The following is an 18,359-nucleotide window of genomic DNA, read 5'->3' as shown; positions in this document are numbered from 1 at the left end:
ATTTACGCGTTGTGAGCGAGCTCAGCAGCCTTGTCAGCACCGGAGTCCATGGTGTCTGCCTGGTGTACAAGGGGGTGGTTAGCGTCGTTGAGAATCTTGCGACCTTCTTCAACGTTGTTGCCATCTAGGCGTACTACGAGAGGCTTAGTTGCCTTGTCGCCGAGAATTTCCAGAGCCTTCACGATGCCGTTTGCTACGGCGTCACATGCGGTGATGCCACCGAAAACGTTGACGAATACAGACTTAACCTGCTCGTCGTTGAGAATGACGTCGAGGCCGTTTGCCATTACCTCAGCGGATGCGCCACCACCAATATCGAGGAAGTTAGCGGGTTTTACGTTGCCATGGTTCTCGCCAGCGTAAGCAACGACGTCGAGGGTAGACATAACCAAGCCTGCGCCGTTACCGATGATGCCGACTTCGCCGTCCAGCTTCACGTAGTTGAGGTCGTTTTCTTTTGCCTTAGCTTCCAGGGGGTTCTCTGCTGACTTGTCAACGAGAGCCTCGTGGTCCTTCTGGCGGAAATCAGCGTTGTCGTCCAAGGAAATCTTGCCGTCGAGAGCAAGGATCTTGCCGTCGCCGGTCTTCACCAAGGGGTTAACCTCAACGAGAGTTGCGTCTTCCTTATCAAAGACCTCACCGAGAGTTACGAGAACTTCGGCAACCTGATCCTTGATATCTGCAGCGAAACCAGCTGCTTCAACGATTTCCTGAGCCTTTTCAGCGTCCAAGCCCTTAGCAGGATTGACCTCTACCTTAGCGAGCGCCTCGGGACGTTCCTTAGCCAAGGTTTCGATATCCATGCCGCCCTCTACCGAGCACATTGCAAGGTAGGTGCGGTTGGAGCGGTCGAGCAGAATGGAGAAGTAGTATTCTTCCGCGATGTCTGCACCCTGGGCAATCATCACACGGTTGACAGTGTGACCTTTGATGTCCATGCCCAGGATCTGCTGTGCGTATTCGAATGCTTCGTCTGCGGTCTTAGCAACCTTAACGCCACCGGCTTTGCCGCGGCCACCGACCTTTACCTGAGCCTTGACAACGGTGACGCCGCCAATCTTCTCAGCAGCTGCTTTTGCTTCTTCTGGAGTGGAGGCAACGATGCCCTGAAGTACGGGAACGCCGTGCTTCTCGAACAGATCGCGTGCCTGGTATTCAAACAGGTCCACTGGATTCCTTCTTCGTCGAAGTGTTGCTGACTGTTTCGGTGTCAGCTCTCTTACCTGAGAAGTCTGGTGCTGAGCCTCTCTGACTGAAGGTGTTTTTGTAAAAACGACCTTCAGTCAGAGAGGCAGACCACTAAACTTCTTTCGTCTGCAACTTTAGCGGAAATTAGGCGGTAGTGAGCAACTTTGCAGGTCTAACTCACGTTCTTGGCGAACATTACGAAATTATTATTAGAAATCTGCTGAGTTGCCCCCGCTCCCGGCTGGGAAAGCATCTAGAAATATTTCTAGATGCTTTCGTTTTAGAAGGATGTCCAACTTTGAGTGGCTTGGTTGGAGTACCAACCATAATCTGAGGCTGGGAATGAACCGCAGGGTGTGAAGTTATCCCATGCGGTGGGGGTCGTCCAGTTGTCTGCGCCTACCCAGTTATCCCATGAATCGTGGTCAGTCCAGTTGGCGGGAATGCTCCATTCAGCAGGAATAGACCAATTTGCAGGAGTAGTCCAGGAATCGTCTGCTGGTACTTCCGGAGCTGGAGTTACCGGCTTAGCGGGTGTACTAGGTTTTGCCGGAGTTACCGGCTTGGTCGGATTGACGGGCGCAGTCGGCGTAGTGGGCTGAGCAGGTGTATTCACGTTATCTGAAGCTGGTAAAACGCCCTCTGCATATCCCGCAAAATTCTGGGTGTAGTAAGGGGTGCCGTCTGCTCCGTAAGCAATACCAATACCGATATGAGTCGCTTTAGGATCGGTCATATTGCGGTAGTGCCCCGGTGAGTTACGCCATCCTGTAGTTACCTGCCCAACCGAATACCCCGCAGCCACGTTTTCTGAAGCGGTAGTCCATACGCTCGGAAATTTACTCGCAAAGTTATCGCAGTGCGCCATATATCCCTGCGCTGCCTGCTGCTGAGAGCACCCCTGAGCCACGCTATTCAAGGCATTGCTTAGTTTGAGAGGAGGAAGACCAGCTTCTGCTCGCACGTGATTTGTCTCTTTGAGAATCTGTGCCCTAGCAGCTACAACATCTGAGGTTGCAAAGGTTGACGCCGAGGAGAGAACCGCTGGTTTTTCTTCGATAGAAGAAGCTTCTTGAGCGTTGGCGACGCTCAAGGAACCTACACCTACTAAAATAGCTGGGGCAACGGCGAGGCCGCGAAGCAGTGAAGATGACATGTCATCTCTCTTTCAAAGTAGTCGATCGTTGACGAGTTACCTTTGAAGTCTAGAGAGGGCTCACACTTCGAATAAAGCTCCATTTGTGCTGGTCAGACGCTACAAATGCTTCTAGTCGTCCCTAAAACTACACCTGCTGTACGCTCAATATTTGCTCTGTGGCGCTTTATGCGTCTTTAACTTCCTCAATCGCGTCGAAGACTGACACCACCACGCCCGGGGTATGAGAGTTGCGGGGAACCATAAGATATTGGTGCTCACCAATACGCCACAGCATCACTTCTGATTCTCCGACGTTACAACGCCAAGCGCTGCCCTCTCCAAAGAATTTAGGAGCGTTTTCTTCAAAACTCACAGTTCGGGCGAGAACTTCTGCGATGTCGGAACCGGCAAGTTCAAGCACCGACCGGTTGAACGAGACGTCTAGAACTAACCCGGGATCTTTGCCCAGGGCGCTATTGAGCGCGCGTCCCAGCTTTGCAGGATCTACCTGGCTGACCACCAAAAAAGTATCTTCATGCACCCATAGGCACGCAACAACTTTGCGGGTACCAAAGAAAATTTCCTGAGCCTTTTTATCACCGGATACTTCGCCGGGAGCTTTGGGGAGCTCAGCACCCAAGACTTTCTGCATGCGGCGTGCAGCCTCAGAATAAGGGTCTACTTCAATACGCATCAAAGTCAGTGAAGGGACTTCTTGAATCTGGAGATTGTTATCGCTCAGACGATCCATGTCTTCGGCAAATTCAGACGCGGTGGAAGGAGCAATTCCTTCTTCAAGATCTGTATGCGGGAGAGGAACGGAGGTTGTTGTCATATCAATATGACGGTTTTACCCCTCCGTTCCTCACGCTAAATATTTAGTTTTTCATCGGAAAGATTGCACTATCGGCTGTGCTTACATAGGGAACATAGTTGGTGGCAATTCTTCGTCCTCAGCCGAAGTAGTTCCACCGGGGTAAGCGGCGTAGGTGATGACGATTTGAACATTGGATTTATCCAGAGGATCAACCGGTCGAAGAGCAAACCCTACGTGGGTGTACTTGGGATCAAGAATTTTTGCCCGCTCGCTGGTCCGCTTCATCAACTTATTATCAACCGCGTCATATGCCGAAACGCCGAAAGAAGTCGATTGTGAAGCGCTCTTCCAGCCTTTGAGCATAGAGGGTGAATTGAAGTTGTAGCAGGAGTATTCCAGCCCGGAAGCTGCACGAAGGTTCAAACACTCACTTGAGACAGAATTCAACGAATTGCTGTACTTTAGAGCGGGCAAGCCTGCGGCTTCACGTTGTGCATTGATTTGGCTCAACATAGCCATTTGACCGTTGATGGTGTCGCGGTAATCCCATTCGGGGTTCCACCACATCGGTGAGATAGCGATATCACCAGTCTTCTCGGTCTGGCTGGGAGTGGCTTGAGCGGGTGCTGCACCGAAAACGCCCAGTGCAATGCTACCCATGGCAAAGGTTGTAGCAATTTTGGATAGTTTCATGGTTTTTCCTCAAAAAGTAGTCGTTATCCAGCCCAAGAAGTACGGGGGAGATTGGAGTCATCTTGCGGGAATACTGTGTTCTCGGAGTAAGAAGCAAAAGTGATGACAAAGCGTTTATCTCCCGGGGCAAGATAACCCATGCTGGAACCTACGTGGGTGAGATTAGGGTCGAGAATCTTTGCACGGCCTGAGGGAGTTGCCATTAGCTGAGGGACGACCTCATCAATCTGAGCTGCACGAACTACAGATTGACCTGCCCCCTTGTATCCCTGCACCATAGGCGAAGTGAAGTTATAGCAAGGGCGATCTAGCTGGTAAGGACTCTGAAAAATCTGGCTCAGGCAGTTATTGGACGTCCACGACAAAGTGTTGCTGTACGTAACAGGCTTGAGTCCGTGCTGAGCCCTTACCTGATTGATATCTTCATAGATTCCGATTCGTGCGTGGGCAACATCCCAGATAGTCATGGGTATGGGTTCAGTAGGTGCAAAAGTGCCCTGGGATGCAGGAGCTGAAGGAGTTCCTGTAAAACCTCCGGTAAAAGCTGCCTGGGCAGGAGCAATACTCAAAACGGCAAGAGCGGCTCCAGAGAAAGCGACGGTGCATTTCTTGGCGAGAGACTTCATCACAATTCTTTCGATAGAGGTCAAAAACGACCTTTTGTGGTTTGAATTTCAGTTATCCGTACAACTGATACTCATCACTCTAAAAAGAATTTTGCCTAGTCAACTTATACTTAAGTACAAATTTTTAGCTTCTATTCAATCTTCTTCAGGGGCGCATAGCGCAACAGAAGCCGCTTCACTTCACTCGCGAATTTCACCTTGGCAACCGTCTTATCCCCAGCACCTTCCACAGCAATGACTCTGCCTTCACCAAAGGTCGAGTGCTCAACCCGATCACCCACGTTCAGCAACGGGATTTCCTTCTTTTGCTGAACTCGAGCTGCGTGCTGACCGCGTGCGGCAGCTTTCAAGCCGTAAGCTGCCGAGCCGTTGACTGCACTGGTAAACGGCTCTGCCGAACGCCGTCGCTCCCCCGCGCCGCCAGCAGGCGAGTCAAAGCGCTGTAAGTAAACTGAGTTGCCCCAAGAGGACCCAGCCGAAGCGCCAAATCCGCGATTACCAAAACCTCGGTCAGCGCCAGCACCACTCATCCGCGAACCCATCAGGGTACCCAGGCGCTTCCATTCGATGAGTTCTTCAGGAATTTCTTCCAAGAAAGGGGAGGGCGGGTTGAACTGGCTCTGTCCCCACATCGAACGGTTTTCCGCGCGAGTTAGGTACAGGCGTTCACGAGCGCGGGTCAAGCCCACGTACGCCAGGCGACGTTCCTCGCTCATTTCCCCCTCATCGGTCAGGGCCCGCTGATGGGGGAAAAGCCCGTGTTCCATACCGGTCAAGAAAACCACGGGGAATTCTAGACCCTTAGCGGTATGCAACGTCATCAGAGTAACTACGCCCTGCGAGCGCGCTTCTGCAACCTCAGCGGCGATTTGAGCGGCGGTGGGGCCTTCGCCGTCGTCGGTTGCCCGGGGTTTATTGGGGATCTGGTCAGCGTCGGCAACCAGCGCCACGTGCTCGAGGAATTCTTCAAGTGTGGAACCTGGATTTTCAGTTTCAAAGTCGCGTACAGCATCGACTAGTTCGGATAGGTTCTCTACGCGTGATTCGTCTTGAATATCATTTGACTCACGAAGCGCCTGCAGATAGCCGGTTTGCTCGAGTACAGCTTCGAGGCAGGTTGCAGCGGATTCTGTGGCCGCCAGCTGCGCTAGGTCATCGACCATTTGCACAAAAGCAACAATTTTCTTCTGCGCGGCGGCACCTAAACCAGGGACGTCATGAACGGCGCGCAACGCCGCCATGAAAGAAGTGCGCTGTTGTTGGGCGAAGTCTGCAACTTTACCTTCAGTGGTAGTGCCAATCCCTCGTTTGGGTTCGTTGAGAATACGACGTACGTTGACATCGTCGTCAGGGTTCACCAGCATGCGCAGGTAGCTCAACGCGTCTTTAATTTCTTTTCGTTCGTAGAAGCGTGTTCCGCCGACCACCCGGTAGGGATGGCCCATGCGCATGAGCAAGTCTTCAATGGTTCGGGACTGCGCGTTAGTGCGGTAGAAAATCGCGATATCACCGGGGGCAACATCAAAATCATCTCGAAGTCGGTCAATCTCCTGGGCGATAAATCGCGCCTCAGCGTGCTCAGATTCGGCGACGTAGCCGGTAATCTTTGCGCCGTCGCCCGACGCCGTCCACAGCTTTTTAGGGCGGCGGTCCTTGTTACGCTCAATCACTGCGTTAGCTGCGCTCAAGATATTTTGGGTGGAACGGTAATTTTGTTCCAGCAAGATAGTGCGAGCGTTCTTGTAATCCGTCTCAAAGTCAGTGATATTGCGAATATCAGCGCCACGGAAGGCGTAGATGGACTGATCTGAATCACCCACTACCGTCAGTTCGGCAGGTTCAACCGACGAAGGATACGGAGTCTGCTCGTTTGAATTTTTCGGGTTGGTACCGACCAGCTCTCGCACCAGCGCGTACTGGGCGTGGTTGGTGTCCTGGTACTCATCCACCAGAATATGGCGGAAACGGCGGCGGTAATACTCGGCTACCTGAGGGTAAGTACGGAGGAGGTGTACGGTTTGCCCAATGAGGTCATCAAAATCTAGCGAATTAGCTGCTTTGAGCCGCTCGGTATAACCCTTATAGACGTTATTAATCGCCATATCCCAGGGGTTGGAGGGATTCATATTCCGTGAGAAATCGTCAGCATCAACCAGTTCGTTCTTGAGCTGGCTAATCTTGTTCTGCAGAGCCTTAGGAGCAAACTTCTTAGGGTCAAGGTTCAGCCCCTTAGCCACCAGGGTAATCAAGCGAAGCGAATCGGCGGAGTCATAAATCGAGAAAGTGGATTTCAAACCCAGCGCTTTTGCTTCGCGGCGGAGAACGCGCACACAAAAACTGTGGAACGTAGAAATCCACATTTGTTTAGCACGAGGGCCAATAAGCTCTTCGATGCGTTCTCGCATCTCAGCTGCCGCTTTATTGGTAAAGGTGATAGCCAGAATCTGCCCTTGATGCGCCCGTCCGGTCGCCAGCAGATAGGCAATACGATGGGTGAGCACACGGGTTTTACCTGAACCCGCGCCAGCAACAATCAGAAGTGGTGAGCCACCATGGATGACAGCTTCTTTTTGCTGCTCATTCAGTCCCTCAGTTAGATGCTCCGCGGCTGGCGAGCCGTGATCCCATTCGGACATCGCCGCGGGTGCGTACATGTCATCCATGCCATAGCCGCCCACCTGGTAGGCAGGGGGCATAAAGTCAGCTGTTGCAATATCGTCGGGGACGTCGAAGTTCGGCATGGGCTCTTCGGTGGGTTCCCACTCAGGTTCATCGTCTGCAAAGGGCTCGATGAAGTCAGGTTCGTCTGCGCTCCCCCCGCTCGCTGAATGGGGCAGGGCGGCATGGGTAGACGCCGCGTCCTCTGCCTGGGGCGACCGCGGGGGCATAAAGCTGTCTTCTTCATCAAATAGATAGTCCATCGCATACCCAGTTTAACCCGAACGTTTATTCGAAGAGCAAGACTTTCGCCGCAGACAAACACCTAAATGTTCCATAATGGTGAAGACAGAGTTTTATAGACGGAGTGGTGATTCTTGCATGGGTCTTTCAAAAGGTCAGAAAAAACGTCTCTATGGCAACAATATTGAAGCTAAAACAACGATTGCGCCGCCTGCTGAGACGGCGCACAAAGCCCGCACTCAGTCTGTACGCCATGATTCTGTTGAAGCTAACCCGGAATCCGGCAAATCCTTCATGTTCGCTGGCGTGGCTTTTGTGATTGCTGTTTTACTCATGCTTTATTACTATCTGTGGGTGTTGCCGGAGATGAGCGAGCGAGCAGGAACTACTATTTCGGAACTGAAATTCTGGTTTGATCAACAGCATGCATTAGCCGTAAACCAGGGGTTGGGGCGTGACATGCTGGTGCAATACCAGTACATCCATCGCTCCTCCGGGTTGATTTTCCCCTTGATTTTTGCTGGCGCGTGGGTAGCTATGATTTCTGCTTCGCAGTTTGCCAAAACTGTTTCGCGGCTGATGATGGCGGTGCCGGTTCTTTGGGCGCTTGTCTTTATTCTGGGCAATTTTGTTCTCGACGCCGCGCTGGCGAACCCGGCAACAGGCCCGGTAGGCGTAGCAGCTTTGTTGGTTGCTGTGCGCTGGGTTCTGTTTATTGCATGCTGGGCGCAGCTGGGCTGGATGGCTGTCCGACTAGTGCAGGGCAAGATTGATGCGTTCTCCCGCGGCGAGCTAAAGGGTCAGCAACCGATTCGGTAGGTGCGAAGCAGACTTCCTGATGAAGTAAAAAATATGGAGCCTCAGCGATAATCTGAGGCTCCATATTTTATGCCATTTTCGGTTTGCGGTCTTTTGGGGTTGGCCAGACAACCCCTTGTTCCTCTAATTTTTCACGCAAAAAGAGAGGGTTCGCTAGCACCTTAGTCAGTAGTTTCTTTTGTTGTTCTTCAAGATTGACTAAATGGGTTAGAACGCTGAGTAGCTCTGAGAACTCCCTTGACCACTCTCTTGGCCAGGTGCCCTGCACAATATCATTGAGAGGAGAAGTCTTCTTACCCAGTGGTTTCTTCAGCCTGTAGCCTGCCCATGAGCCGATAACGTTAACTCCACCGACTGTATACTCGAAAACTCGCTGGTCCACGTTCGACCAAATTGCTGTACCGAATTGGAGAGCATTTTCATATTCTTTTCCATCTTTGGTGAGCTTTACAAGCCAAGTCGGTTTCTTCTCTGGCATGGAGACCATGTTTTCCTGATAGACCGGCATGGAGTACTCCCCGGCTGTTTCTTTGAGGGAGCTAATTCCTTCTAAGGGCTCTCCGCGCTCGCCATAGGTGTGTAACCATACGATGTTTTTGCCTAGCGCAATCAGTTCTTCCCAGAGATCAGCGCGGGCGCTGAGAGGAATCCTGATTCCTGCTTCTTGAAGTTCTTCTTCGAAAGTCTCCACGTAGCCGGGGTGGGCGGTGAGCCCTGCCAGATAGTACAGAATGTCGGAATCAGTCAGTTCGAGACCTAAAAGTTCTGAGAGTTCAGAACTTAATTCGGGGACAATGTTGGGGCTACCATCAGGGTGGAAGAGAGGATGGGCACGCCCGCCTCGGTTATTGAACATATCCATATCTGGTATCAGCGCGCTCATCATTAAGCCCGGTCCAGCTTTAGGAAAATGTGCATGTTGTTCTACAACAAAAATCTGTTGAGCTGAACGGGCTGCCCAAAGATTAGGACGAGGTGTTGCAAGCACGCGACTATCAGCAATTATGTTCTGCCGGTCAAAGGATCGATAAGCAACCTGAACGACCTTAGAAATTGAACGGTCAATTTCATGGTCAAATACCTGGTTCAGGGGATTTTCTGTTCCTTGCTGAGTATCCGTACCAGGTAGGGGCTTCTTGCCCTTATAGAGCGAAGAGTCTCTAGTTTCTCTAAACTTCTCTTCCCTCAAAACTTTATCTGCTTCATCGGCTAATTCATTCCATCGGAATTCAAGTACATCTGGATGCGGAGCGTAGACCCACGTCTTATTGGGTTTGATTCCAGGACTCTGCCAGCAGAAAATATCGTGCATCGCCAGATAGCTATCCCACTCGCCCTCCGCCTTAGGCGAGAATTTATCATGCCATCCCGTTCGCACGTCCTGAAATAGTTCAGAATCCAACGTTAGCTCTTTGAACGCCGCGAATTTTTCTTCACGGGTACCTTCAAAGCTCACATATTTAATATCCGAGGGAACCTCAACACTGTTATTAGGCTCTCGTACAAAGAGAGCCACCGATACGGGGGTCTCGATGTTGAAAATGGCGTTCTTAGCTGGAGGCTGCTTACCTTCAGGAGTTAAGTTAATGATCCAGCCGCGGCTTGTATTACGCCGAATGTACTCGCGCATACCGGCGAATCCTGGACCACGCAAATATCCGTCCGCCGTGATAAAACAAACCACTCCGGCGTCAGATGTTTCTACAGACTCAAAGACTTTCCAAAAAGCCCAACGCCAAAAATAAACATACAGATTTTTGAGAACGTACTCGAGTCTTCCGTTACCTGCGCTCTTAAAATCTGCGAGAAGGGGCTGGCTTTCATCTCCCTGTTCAATCCAACCGCCCATTCCCTCCGCCTTATCTTTATATGGAGGGTTTCCTATACACACCTGAATAGGCGTATATTTCTTAATCCTGTTCGCTTTGATGCGCTGCTCAGCAATAAGTTGCAGACTGTAACTTAAGCGTGCGTTATCCGATTTCTTAGGGTTTTCAAGAGTGTCTGCCACAAAAAGATTGAGACCACCCGCAGGGATTGTTCCGCCAAGTTGCTCAAGAGTCTGAGACACTCTAAGCTCTGCCACGGAAAATGAACCTGACTGTAACTCAAAACCATAGAGATTTTCCGCTATATAGTTAATGCGATCTTTAACTTCTCCTGGCCCTAGCAAATCAGGGTTTTCAGCAACTGAACGCAATACCGAAAGAGGGTATGTACCTGTACCCATCGCAGGGTCAATGACCGCCACCCCATCAGAAGCTAGACCCATTGGTTTGTTGAGATAAAGCCTCAACGCTTCATCTGTAATCCTCACCATTGAATCGACTACTTCTACTGGGGTGTAATAGCTACCCGTCTTCTTACGAAGTTCAGGATCGTACACATTGAGGAAGTGTTCGTAAAGATGCAGGTAAACATCTGTACTCCCTCGTGAAATAGACTCCCAGTCGACAGCGCTAAAGGTGCGAGTAATGATGGTAAGAGTCGTGTAAAGCTCGCTTTGCTCACTAATGTGCTCGGTCAATAGTCCTAGAGCATTCCCCAGCAAGCCGTGATTCTCTTGTAGTTCACGGGAAATGTTGTGAAGAGACTTAATATCAATATCTTTACCCTCAGTGAGCGCCAAAATGAGTGCAAAAATAATAGTTTGGGCAAATCCATCGGCAAATTCTTCATCGGTAGCTCGCGGATAAAGCACACTACGCCAATCTTCCTTCAGAGCAGGTAGGGGCAGTTTACGGGGAGCAATCTTCGGATTTTTAGCTAGCTTCCGCTGAAGCTTGAGCTGCTCAAGCACCTCGGCACGCAACAGAGCCGCCAACATGCCCATCTTGTTCACCAGGGCATCAGTTGTACTTATGGGAACCGGGCTCCAATTGAGGAACTTCTGCAGAATACCCTTGAATCGGTTGAGCAACTCTGCGCTGTTACGACCTTTTCGGTGAATATTTACAATATCTACCAGTTCGCCATAATGCCATAGTCTCCACTCGGTGCCGTCCGTATGCAAAAGGTTAGGAAGATTTCTCAATTTCTCCCACTGCTCTTTGTTATGCCCTGACTTGTATGTGTCAGGATCAAGCGAAACACCGGGTTTCTTCAGTTCTACGTGTCCTACTAGTAGACCATCCACCTGAACGCCAAAATCAGGTCGAGCTGCACCGTCTTCAATACGAGTTTCACGGATAACCACAATTTCTTGATTATCTATTTCGCTCCCCACGGCAACTAGTAAGTTAGCCACAGGAGTTGTCAACTGCGCCTCTGGCTCACCAATCTGTGAAGACAGGTTTTCGTTAACTGTTCGGATATAGGTGCTGACGAAGTCAGAAAACGGGCTCATCGGGTCCTCAGAGTGAAAGCGAAAATTTAAGTTCTACTAAGATTATTCTCTACATCACATAGTAATGGGGTATTTCTCTCAGCTATATACAGCTAAATCGCGAAAAACGACCAACAAAGCTCCGCACTGATCAGCAATCACTGATCAGTTTGATGCTTTGGTGGTCGTTTTTAATGTTGTCGTTTGTGCCCCCGAATGGATTCGAACCATCGACACCCGCTTTAGGAGAGCGGTGCTCTATCCCCTGAGCTACGAGGGCTAGCTTTGCAAAGGATTTAGCCTTCAAAAAGACTCTCCTCAGTATAGCTACCCTTTCGGCGCAATCCCAACCGGTATGCCAGACTTGAGGCGTGACGATTTTGATTGACCCTCCCGCCTGGCCTGCTCATGGCACGGTCTTCTCGCATTTAGTTTCAGACACTTCTCTGGCTGAGCTCCACGCATTCGCCAGAGCTAATTCTCTTTCAGAACGAGCGTTCGATTTAGACCACTATGATGTCCCCGCAGAGATTTACGATCACCTCATCGAAGCAGGAGCAGTAGCGGTAGACGGCCGCGAATTGACGCGCAGGCTCATCCGCTCCGGGTTGCGGGTCCCCCTCAAAGAGCGTCCCCCAAAAATTAAAAATACGCTACTAGAGCGCTGGAATTCATTACTCCCCCTCCACGAAGAACTCGGCGAGCACATCCTCGAACAGTGGAGCGCCTCAACGCGGGCTTATCATAACAGCGCACATCTACTCGAAATGCTGAATGCTCTCGATACACTCTATTCCCCCGGCGCCCCACCCCGAACCGCTATACTCGCCGCGTGGTTTCACGACGTCGTCTACGACGGTAATCCCGGTCAGGATGAGCGAGCTTCCGCTGACTTCGCTGCCGATACATTATCACCGCTGGTCAGCACTGGAGTACTTAATACCCAGGAGATTGAAGAAGTTACCGAGCTCATTGAGGCAACAATAACTCACGAGGTCTCACCCCAACTCCTAAGCACACTCTCCACCGAGGATTTTGCTTTATTTCTCGACGCCGACATGGCGATTTTAGCTGCAGATTCAGCTCGCTACACCCGGTACGCCCAGGCTATCCGTTTCGAATACAGCCATTTCAGCGATGAGGATTTCAGAGCAGGAAGAAGCAAAGTTCTGAAAGGTCTTCTTGCCCGAGAATCCATCTATCTCTCTCCGCAGGGTCAGGCGCTATGGGAGCAAGACGCCCGCCGCAATATACATACAGAGCTTGAGCAGCTAGCAGCTACGGCCGAGAAGAATTCTTTTTCTTCTTATACAGTCCCCGGGCAATCAGAAGGCCCAGAATAATGCCGATGCCGCCGGTAATGGAAACCCACATCGCCGCATGTCCAGCGAACATCGCAATAATAAGACCGATAATAATTCCGGGTATCGCACCACCAACCATTCCAACCGCCATATAGGTGAATTCTTGATCAGATCCGCTGGTGGGGCTTTCAAATTGAGTAGGCATGTTTTCCATTCTAATAGGTTTAGTGTGCGTATAGTCTGGACGTTCGCCCAGCGCAACTGCCTGCCTACTGGAAAAGAAGGCATAAAAAATGCGGCCCTGCTGGTCGTACTGGGCCGCACTACCGATTCACTCGGCGGGTTGTTCTTTCAGTTAAAGAAAGAAAGTTTTGAGAACACTCACTACATTAGACCAGAATGAGAGTTCATGAAAAGGGAGCTGCCGCTGGGCGAGCTCCCCTTTCAAAGTTCTAGAAACTAAACCCTAAGGCTTAGAGACCTGCAACGGTGTAGTAACCATCTACGGGCATGAATCCGCCACCGTCAACCGAAGTCTTCAAGGTGCCCTGACCGGGGTTAAGAGCGGAGATCATTTCGCCGTTACCAACGTAGATACCAACGTGAGCGTAACCGTTAGTGAAAACGATGTCGCCGGGCTGGGGGTTAGAGGTAGGGGTCAGCTCGCCTGCCATTGCGTAGGTGTAGGAGGTAAGGTTGATGCCCTGCTGTGCGAATACGTAGGATACGAAGCCTGAGCAGTCCCAAGCCTTGTAGGACTCGCCGCCCCAAACGTAGGATCCACCGATACCATCGTATGCACCTGCAACGATAGCTGCACGCTTACCTTCAAGGTTCTGAGTCTTTGAATCCTGAGTCTTTACAGTAGCGGTGGTGTTCTCAACTGCCGCGCCGTTGGTGGAGTATGAGGTGGATGATGCGTAGTCAACAAGAGTAGGAGTGGAATCCACTGCTGCGGGGGTTGCTACTGCGAAAGCATTTGCGGGAGCTACAGAACCAATCAGTGCTGCACCAGCAACTGCTGCTGCACCTGCGTTACGTGCAATGTTGTTCTTCTTAGCTGCCATGTGACGAGCGGTGCTCTTTGCCATTTGAATTTCCTCCGTTTGCCTCACGAGGTAAGCTGTCGGGTTCGAGTAGAAGGTTCACTCGGTTACATTTAGATCTGCAACTTCACCCCAAGGGCTCTTTATGAAAGAACCCAAAGATTGGGTCCCCCGCTTCTGCCAAAACATTTTCTATAAATTTTGTGACCTCGTTGAAACAGTGGCAGAACTAGGCGTTCTGTTTCGAGGGTGCCTTTCCGACCAGTGATTGGCACGAGAAAGACATTACACAGTCAAAACCGAATTGTCACGTTTTGGTTACGAAATTTTTTTGAGCTCCTTCAAAAACCCCAAATAATCCCACAAGTCTCCAAGTTACATATTACGTATTTTTTATCGCCAACCCCACTAAAATACCGGAGATACACTGATAAAAGCACTCAGGAAAATCCCACATTCACACACAAAACCAACATCGTGAAGGTCTCGAAACGATATATTTTTTCCTAAAGGAGATAGCTCACATCATGCACTTTTGGAGGTTCTCACCTCAAAAATGCCCCTTTTAACGACCAAAGGTCACAAACGTATAACTTTCATCAGCAAACTGACAATTTATCGCTTGACGACGACCGCCTGGGCAACATCAGCAGAGAGGTGAAGAGGGGCATCCTCACCATCAGCTTCTACCCGAACCTCTCCATCTGCAGCCGAAACGACCGAAACGGTAGCGCCATAGACGATGCCGGCGTCACCCAATTCCTTCAGCAACTCCATATCGGTCTGGATAGATTCAGGAAATCGAGTGACCGTAAAGCGATCTTCCGGGCCAGAATCTTGAGCTGCCACGGCCATACTCACAGTCCGCGCGTCATTTTGCTCGGACTCAGCGCCGAGTTCTTCTAAGCCGGGGATAGCGTTGCCATATGGAGAAAACTTTGGCTCATTGAGGATTTCAAGCAGACGGCGTTCCACTCGCTCACTCATGACATGCTCCCAGCGGCACGCTTCATCATGAATGTAAGCAATGTCCAAACCGATAACATCGGCAAGCAACCTTTCAGCCAAGCGGTGCTTGCGCATGACTTCTACGGCTTTTTTGCGCCCTTCAGCAGTGAGCTGTAGTGAACGATCCTCGGCAACTTCAACCAGCCCATGCTTTTCAATTCGAGCCACAGTTTGCGAAACAGTAGGACCAGAGTGATCAAGACGCTCGGCAATTCGAGCACGCATGGGAGTGACTCCCTCTTCTTCAAGCTCAAGAATAGTGCGCAGATACATCTCAGTTGTATCAATAAGATCAGTCATTATTTCCTCTGTCTCGATTCAAGCCTATTACTACTTGTACGTATAGGCTCTATATATTTTATGCCCTACTTCTGAATGTTGGGATTCGAGGTATCCACAACCGAGAAACCGAAGCACAATGTGAGAGGTTTCCGTAACACTTTTACTCCATAGTGTAGTCGAGGGCACAATAGGAGAAAACCACATGTTGAGTCATCTCCGCGATGGATTCAGCCGAGACATTGGAGTAATCGTGAATACATTCCCCCCAGTCCCCCAGGAACTTTTACCCCAGGACGGCAGATTTGGTGCCGGCCCTTCGAAGGTGCGCCCCGAGCAGGTGGAAGCAATTTCCCGAGCAGGGGCCCAGCTTTTGGGAACGTCTCACCGCCAAGCTCCGGTGAAGAATTTGGTGAAAGAAATTCAAGAGGGGCTCAGGGAATTTTTCGGGCTCCCCGAGGGATACGAAATTGTTCTGGGAAACGGTGGTGCCACTTCATTCTGGGACGCCGCTACGTTCGGGCTGGTTCGACACCGTGCTGAGCACTTATCTTTTGGCGAGTTTGGTTCCAAGTTTGCCCAAGCAACCGCTAAGGCGCCCTTCCTTGAGGAGTCGCTGGTTATATCTACAGAGCCCGGATCTATGCCGACGCTGGAAGTTCAACCAGGAATTGATGTTTACGCCTGGCCTCAGAACGAAACCTCCACCGGAGTCTCTGCCCCGGTTCTTCGCCCCGCAGGAATCGACGACGACGCGCTAGTTATCATCGACGCAACCTCCGCCGCAGGCGGGTTAGCTGTTGATATCAGCCAAACCGACGTCTACTACTTTTCTCCCCAGAAGAACTTTGCCTCCGACGGTGGTCTCTGGTTAGCAGTATTCTCACCTGCAGCAATCGCCCGAGTTGAAGAAATTATTCAAAGCGGGCGCTGGATACCGGATTCACTCAACCTGCACACGGCGATGGAGAACTCCCGTAAGAACCAGACCTACAACACTCCGGCGCTTTCCACCTTGGTCATGCTCGCTGAGCAGGTTCGCTGGCTCAATCAGCAAGGCGGGATCGCTTTCGCCGCACAACGTACAGCCGAATCGGCGTCCAGAGTGTATAGCTGGGCAGAAAAATCATCCTATGCCGCACCCTTTGTGAAAAATCCAAAGCATCGCTCAAACGTTATCTGCACCGTTGATTTTGACGAGTCGATTGACGCTACTCGAATTTCTCAGACACTACGGCAAGCTGGCGTGGTCGATATTGAACCCTACCGAAAACTGGGAAAAAACCAGCTACGTATCGCTACTTTTACCGCGATCGAACCAGACGATGTCTCAGCTTTACTCCGCTGCATTGACTACGTGGTAGAAGACCTCGCCGCAAAGTAGAAGCACATAAAAGAGGAAGCGCTAGTCGATTTCCTTAGACTCCACGAGGTCTTCTATCTCTTCAGTGATGATAGATTCCTCGTTGAGGTCTTCTTCTACGCCCTCTTCAACATCTTCAATTTCGTCTTCTTCGCCCTCGAAATCGCCGTCAAGCTCAGCTTTTTCTGCCGCAGAAATATCTTTCGTACGCTCAGCCCAGGGGACCCAAGCAGGAGCCAACAGAGCATCATCGCCGGGCAGCAAGCCGACCTCGCACACCGTAGCGACTTTCGAGCGCGGCGCCCGAGAGAGTGTGGCAAACCAGAACCACCCACGGTAACCGGGCATAGTGCATTCAAAAAGATGAGTGGTGAGGCGCTCTTCTTCGCCCCTCATATGATGCACAGGACCAATTGCAGCGGAATCAGCGATTTCTTCGATTGCTCGCAGAGCAACATCCTTTGCTTCCGCCAGCTGGGGATCAATCTTCGATGTACGACGACGCTTCATCGGCACACCAAATACGGATTCACCTGCTGAGGCCGAAGCGTTTGCAGAGACAGCAAAAGCATCTTGCGTACCCGCAGAAGACTCATTCGCAGTGGAAAGCTGGCTCTGGGGCATAGTTTCAGTTTCTACAACAGATTCGTTGGTATTTACCGTTTCTGACATATCCCTATTAAAGCGTGAAACAGCAAGCGACGCTAAAACCGTTGGCCTTTTACAGCAAAGAGCACAACTATTCTTGTTCGGAGGATAAAGATTGATAGCTTAAAGGAATGAACGAGAAAACAACTTCACCCCGCTTTGATGGGCCTGTCCGCAGTCTAGCCATCATAGGTGGGGTACTTGCGGCAATTTCTATCCTTGCCGGCGTCGCTATGTTGCTGATGACCTGGGCACAACTCAATCCGCCCTATGTTTTAACCTGGCTTACTATGATTCTGTTGCCCATCGCTTTTCTTCTGATGCTGACCTCGTTGATTCTTTTAATGGTGCGCCGCAAAACCACCTAAGAGTTCAGGCTAAGAGCCTTCCGCTGGCCGCATCCCCTTCAGCTAACTCCAGGATTCTTCAGCTTTTAATTCAGCTAGTACACAGAATAGGTTGGCAAAATATCAGTTGTGAATACTAATCAGCCTGAAGCAAAGTTACTCGTTGTAGACGATGAGCCCAACATCCTCGAACTTCTCGCAACGTCCTTGCGGTTCGCAGGGTTTGAGGTCGTTACCGCAGCTAACGGTCGTGAAGCACTGGAGAAGGCAGAGACAGAAAACCCCGACCTTGCGGTTCTTGACGTCATGATGCCTGACCTCGACGGCTTCACTGTGGTTCGCAAACTCCGTAGCGCAGGTCGTCTCTTTCCCGTTCTCTTCTTGACGGCAAAAGATGACACCGAAGACAAAGTCACCGGTCTCACCGTCGGCGGTGATGACTACGTCACAAAGCCTTTTAGCCTGGACGAGGTAGTAGCCCGTATCCGCGCTGTGCTACGCCGCACCCAGCAGTCCGAGCTGGATGATTCCCGTCTGAGGGTAGGCGATTTGGTGTTGGATGACGACGCCCACGAAGTATTCCGTGGGGACCGCGAAATCGATCTCTCCCCCACCGAATTCAAGCTGTTGCGCTATCTGATGCTTAACCCCAACCGGGTACTTTCCAAAGCACAGATTCTCGATCACGTGTGGGAATACGACTTCAACGGCGATGCTTCCATTGTTGAGTCTTACATCTCTTACCTGCGCCGTAAGATTGATAACATGCCGGATCAGACACCGCTTATCCACACCAAACGCGGTGTGGGTTATCTCTTACGCACCTCAAAGTAAAAAGTTCCTTTCGAACTTCTAGC

General features: G+C 50.8%; 16 protein-coding genes, 1 tRNA gene and 1 riboswitch. Of the genes, 5 read left to right on the top strand and 12 right to left on the bottom strand.

Annotation, left to right across the window (positions count from 1 at the left end; all coding sequences use genetic code 11):
* Positions 1 to 2: 2 nt before the first annotated feature.
* From sucC to pcrA, 6 genes are all read right to left on the bottom strand, one after another.
* Positions 3 to 1,169 carry an ADP-forming succinate--CoA ligase subunit beta gene (gene sucC / locus IDM48_RS02195; RefSeq protein WP_068169186.1) on the bottom strand — a complete coding sequence of 389 codons (1,167 nt, stop codon included), beginning with the start codon at positions 1,167 to 1,169 and terminating at the stop codon, positions 3 to 5.
* Between the two features lie 299 nt (positions 1,170 to 1,468).
* Positions 1,469 to 2,344, bottom strand: coding sequence for a CAP domain-containing protein (locus IDM48_RS11715; protein ID WP_190617851.1), 876 nt, complete (start codon positions 2,342 to 2,344; stop codon positions 1,469 to 1,471).
* A gap of 166 nt (positions 2,345 to 2,510) precedes the next feature.
* Entirely contained in the window at positions 2,511 to 3,161 is a 651-nt protein-coding gene (locus IDM48_RS02185) for a sarcosine oxidase subunit gamma family protein (protein ID WP_190617850.1), read from the bottom strand.
* A gap of 81 nt (positions 3,162 to 3,242) precedes the next feature.
* Positions 3,243 to 3,836: a CAP domain-containing protein gene (locus IDM48_RS02180; RefSeq protein ID WP_190617848.1), complete on the bottom strand. Its 594-nt coding sequence runs from the start codon at positions 3,834 to 3,836 to the stop codon at positions 3,243 to 3,245.
* A 23-nt stretch (positions 3,837 to 3,859) separates the two neighbouring features.
* The gene (locus IDM48_RS02175) at positions 3,860 to 4,486 is read right to left on the bottom strand and encodes a CAP domain-containing protein (protein ID WP_202939902.1); all 627 of its coding nucleotides are present in this window, start codon (positions 4,484 to 4,486) and stop codon (positions 3,860 to 3,862) included.
* 107 nt (positions 4,487 to 4,593) lie between these two features.
* Positions 4,594 to 7,383 (bottom strand): DNA helicase PcrA, encoded by a 2,790-nt coding sequence (gene pcrA, locus IDM48_RS02170; protein WP_420803875.1) that lies wholly within the window; start codon positions 7,381 to 7,383, stop codon positions 4,594 to 4,596.
* Between the two features lie 118 nt (positions 7,384 to 7,501).
* On the opposite strand from pcrA, the gene IDM48_RS02165 reads away from it, so the two are divergent.
* Positions 7,502 to 8,182: a hypothetical protein gene (locus IDM48_RS02165; protein ID WP_068169205.1), complete on the top strand. Its 681-nt coding sequence runs from the start codon at positions 7,502 to 7,504 to the stop codon at positions 8,180 to 8,182.
* A 67-nt stretch (positions 8,183 to 8,249) separates the two neighbouring features.
* On the opposite strand, the gene IDM48_RS02160 is transcribed toward IDM48_RS02165, so the two are convergent.
* Positions 8,250 to 11,528, bottom strand: coding sequence for a type ISP restriction/modification enzyme (locus IDM48_RS02160; RefSeq protein WP_190617844.1), 3,279 nt, complete (start codon positions 11,526 to 11,528; stop codon positions 8,250 to 8,252).
* 186 nt (positions 11,529 to 11,714) lie between these two features.
* Positions 11,715 to 11,787: transfer RNA gene (locus tag IDM48_RS02155), tRNA-Arg, on the bottom strand.
* 91 nt (positions 11,788 to 11,878) lie between these two features.
* Between IDM48_RS02155 and IDM48_RS02150 the strand changes: the two genes are divergently transcribed.
* Positions 11,879 to 12,850: a DUF4031 domain-containing protein gene (locus IDM48_RS02150; RefSeq protein ID WP_190617843.1), complete on the top strand. Its 972-nt coding sequence runs from the start codon at positions 11,879 to 11,881 to the stop codon at positions 12,848 to 12,850.
* On the opposite strand, the gene IDM48_RS02145 is transcribed toward IDM48_RS02150, so the two are convergent.
* From IDM48_RS02145 to IDM48_RS02135, 3 genes are all read right to left on the bottom strand, one after another.
* Positions 12,786 to 13,016: a hypothetical protein gene (locus tag IDM48_RS02145; protein ID WP_145173776.1), complete on the bottom strand. Its 231-nt coding sequence runs from the start codon at positions 13,014 to 13,016 to the stop codon at positions 12,786 to 12,788. The genes IDM48_RS02150 and IDM48_RS02145 overlap by 65 nt on opposite strands.
* A gap of 268 nt (positions 13,017 to 13,284) precedes the next feature.
* Positions 13,285 to 13,902: a C40 family peptidase gene (locus tag IDM48_RS02140; protein ID WP_190617841.1), complete on the bottom strand. Its 618-nt coding sequence runs from the start codon at positions 13,900 to 13,902 to the stop codon at positions 13,285 to 13,287.
* A gap of 4 nt (positions 13,903 to 13,906) precedes the next feature.
* A riboswitch (cyclic di-AMP (ydaO/yuaA leader) is annotated at positions 13,907 to 14,053 on the bottom strand.
* Between the two features lie 419 nt (positions 14,054 to 14,472).
* Positions 14,473 to 15,165, bottom strand: a complete 693-nt coding sequence (locus tag IDM48_RS02135) for a metal-dependent transcriptional regulator (RefSeq protein ID WP_068169214.1) — start codon at positions 15,163 to 15,165, stop codon at positions 14,473 to 14,475.
* A 184-nt stretch (positions 15,166 to 15,349) separates the two neighbouring features.
* On the opposite strand from IDM48_RS02135, the gene serC reads away from it, so the two are divergent.
* Positions 15,350 to 16,528: a phosphoserine transaminase gene (gene serC, locus IDM48_RS02130; RefSeq protein WP_190617839.1), complete on the top strand. Its 1,179-nt coding sequence runs from the start codon at positions 15,350 to 15,352 to the stop codon at positions 16,526 to 16,528.
* A 21-nt stretch (positions 16,529 to 16,549) separates the two neighbouring features.
* Here serC and IDM48_RS02125 read toward each other — a convergent pair whose 3' ends face one another.
* The gene (locus tag IDM48_RS02125) at positions 16,550 to 17,179 is read right to left on the bottom strand and encodes a DUF3027 domain-containing protein (protein WP_190617838.1); all 630 of its coding nucleotides are present in this window, start codon (positions 17,177 to 17,179) and stop codon (positions 16,550 to 16,552) included.
* 107 nt (positions 17,180 to 17,286) lie between these two features.
* On the opposite strand from IDM48_RS02125, the gene IDM48_RS02120 reads away from it, so the two are divergent.
* Positions 17,287 to 17,523 (top strand): hypothetical protein, encoded by a 237-nt coding sequence (locus tag IDM48_RS02120; protein WP_145173787.1) that lies wholly within the window; start codon positions 17,287 to 17,289, stop codon positions 17,521 to 17,523.
* Positions 17,524 to 17,631: 108 nt separating this feature from the next.
* Positions 17,632 to 18,336: a response regulator transcription factor gene (locus IDM48_RS02115; protein WP_369796753.1), complete on the top strand. Its 705-nt coding sequence runs from the start codon at positions 17,632 to 17,634 to the stop codon at positions 18,334 to 18,336.
* Positions 18,337 to 18,359: the final 23 nt, after the last annotated feature.

Source organism: Rothia amarae, from assembly GCF_014705945.2.
GTDB lineage: Bacteria > Actinomycetota > Actinomycetes > Actinomycetales > Micrococcaceae > Rothia > Rothia amarae.
The sequence above is the reverse complement of the archived record's forward strand: the minus strand, read 5'-3'. Positions and strand labels throughout refer to the sequence as shown.

Bases quoted from the DNA above. Each gene is read 5' to 3' on its own strand.
- IDM48_RS02160 (WP_190617844.1), bottom strand. From the start codon at position 11,528: ATGAGCCCGTTTTCTGACTTCGTCAGCACCTATATCCGAACAGTTAAC.
- IDM48_RS02165 (WP_068169205.1), top strand. From the start codon at position 7,502: ATGGGTCTTTCAAAAGGTCAGAAAAAACGTCTCTATGGCAACAATATT.
- IDM48_RS02135 (WP_068169214.1), bottom strand. From the start codon at position 15,165: ATGACTGATCTTATTGATACAACTGAGATGTATCTGCGCACTATTCTT.
- IDM48_RS02185 (WP_190617850.1), bottom strand. From the start codon at position 3,161: ATGACAACAACCTCCGTTCCTCTCCCGCATACAGATCTTGAAGAAGGA.
- IDM48_RS02125 (WP_190617838.1), bottom strand. From the start codon at position 17,179: ATGTCAGAAACGGTAAATACCAACGAATCTGTTGTAGAAACTGAAACT.
- IDM48_RS11715 (WP_190617851.1), bottom strand. From the start codon at position 2,344: ATGTCATCTTCACTGCTTCGCGGCCTCGCCGTTGCCCCAGCTATTTTA.
- pcrA (WP_420803875.1), bottom strand. From the start codon at position 7,383: ATGGACTATCTATTTGATGAAGAAGACAGCTTTATGCCCCCGCGGTCG.
- IDM48_RS02145 (WP_145173776.1), bottom strand. From the start codon at position 13,016: ATGCCTACTCAATTTGAAAGCCCCACCAGCGGATCTGATCAAGAATTC.
- IDM48_RS02180 (WP_190617848.1), bottom strand. From the start codon at position 3,836: ATGAAACTATCCAAAATTGCTACAACCTTTGCCATGGGTAGCATTGCA.
- IDM48_RS02120 (WP_145173787.1), top strand. From the start codon at position 17,287: ATGAACGAGAAAACAACTTCACCCCGCTTTGATGGGCCTGTCCGCAGT.
- IDM48_RS02140 (WP_190617841.1), bottom strand. From the start codon at position 13,902: ATGGCAAAGAGCACCGCTCGTCACATGGCAGCTAAGAAGAACAACATT.
- serC (WP_190617839.1), top strand. From the start codon at position 15,350: ATGTTGAGTCATCTCCGCGATGGATTCAGCCGAGACATTGGAGTAATC.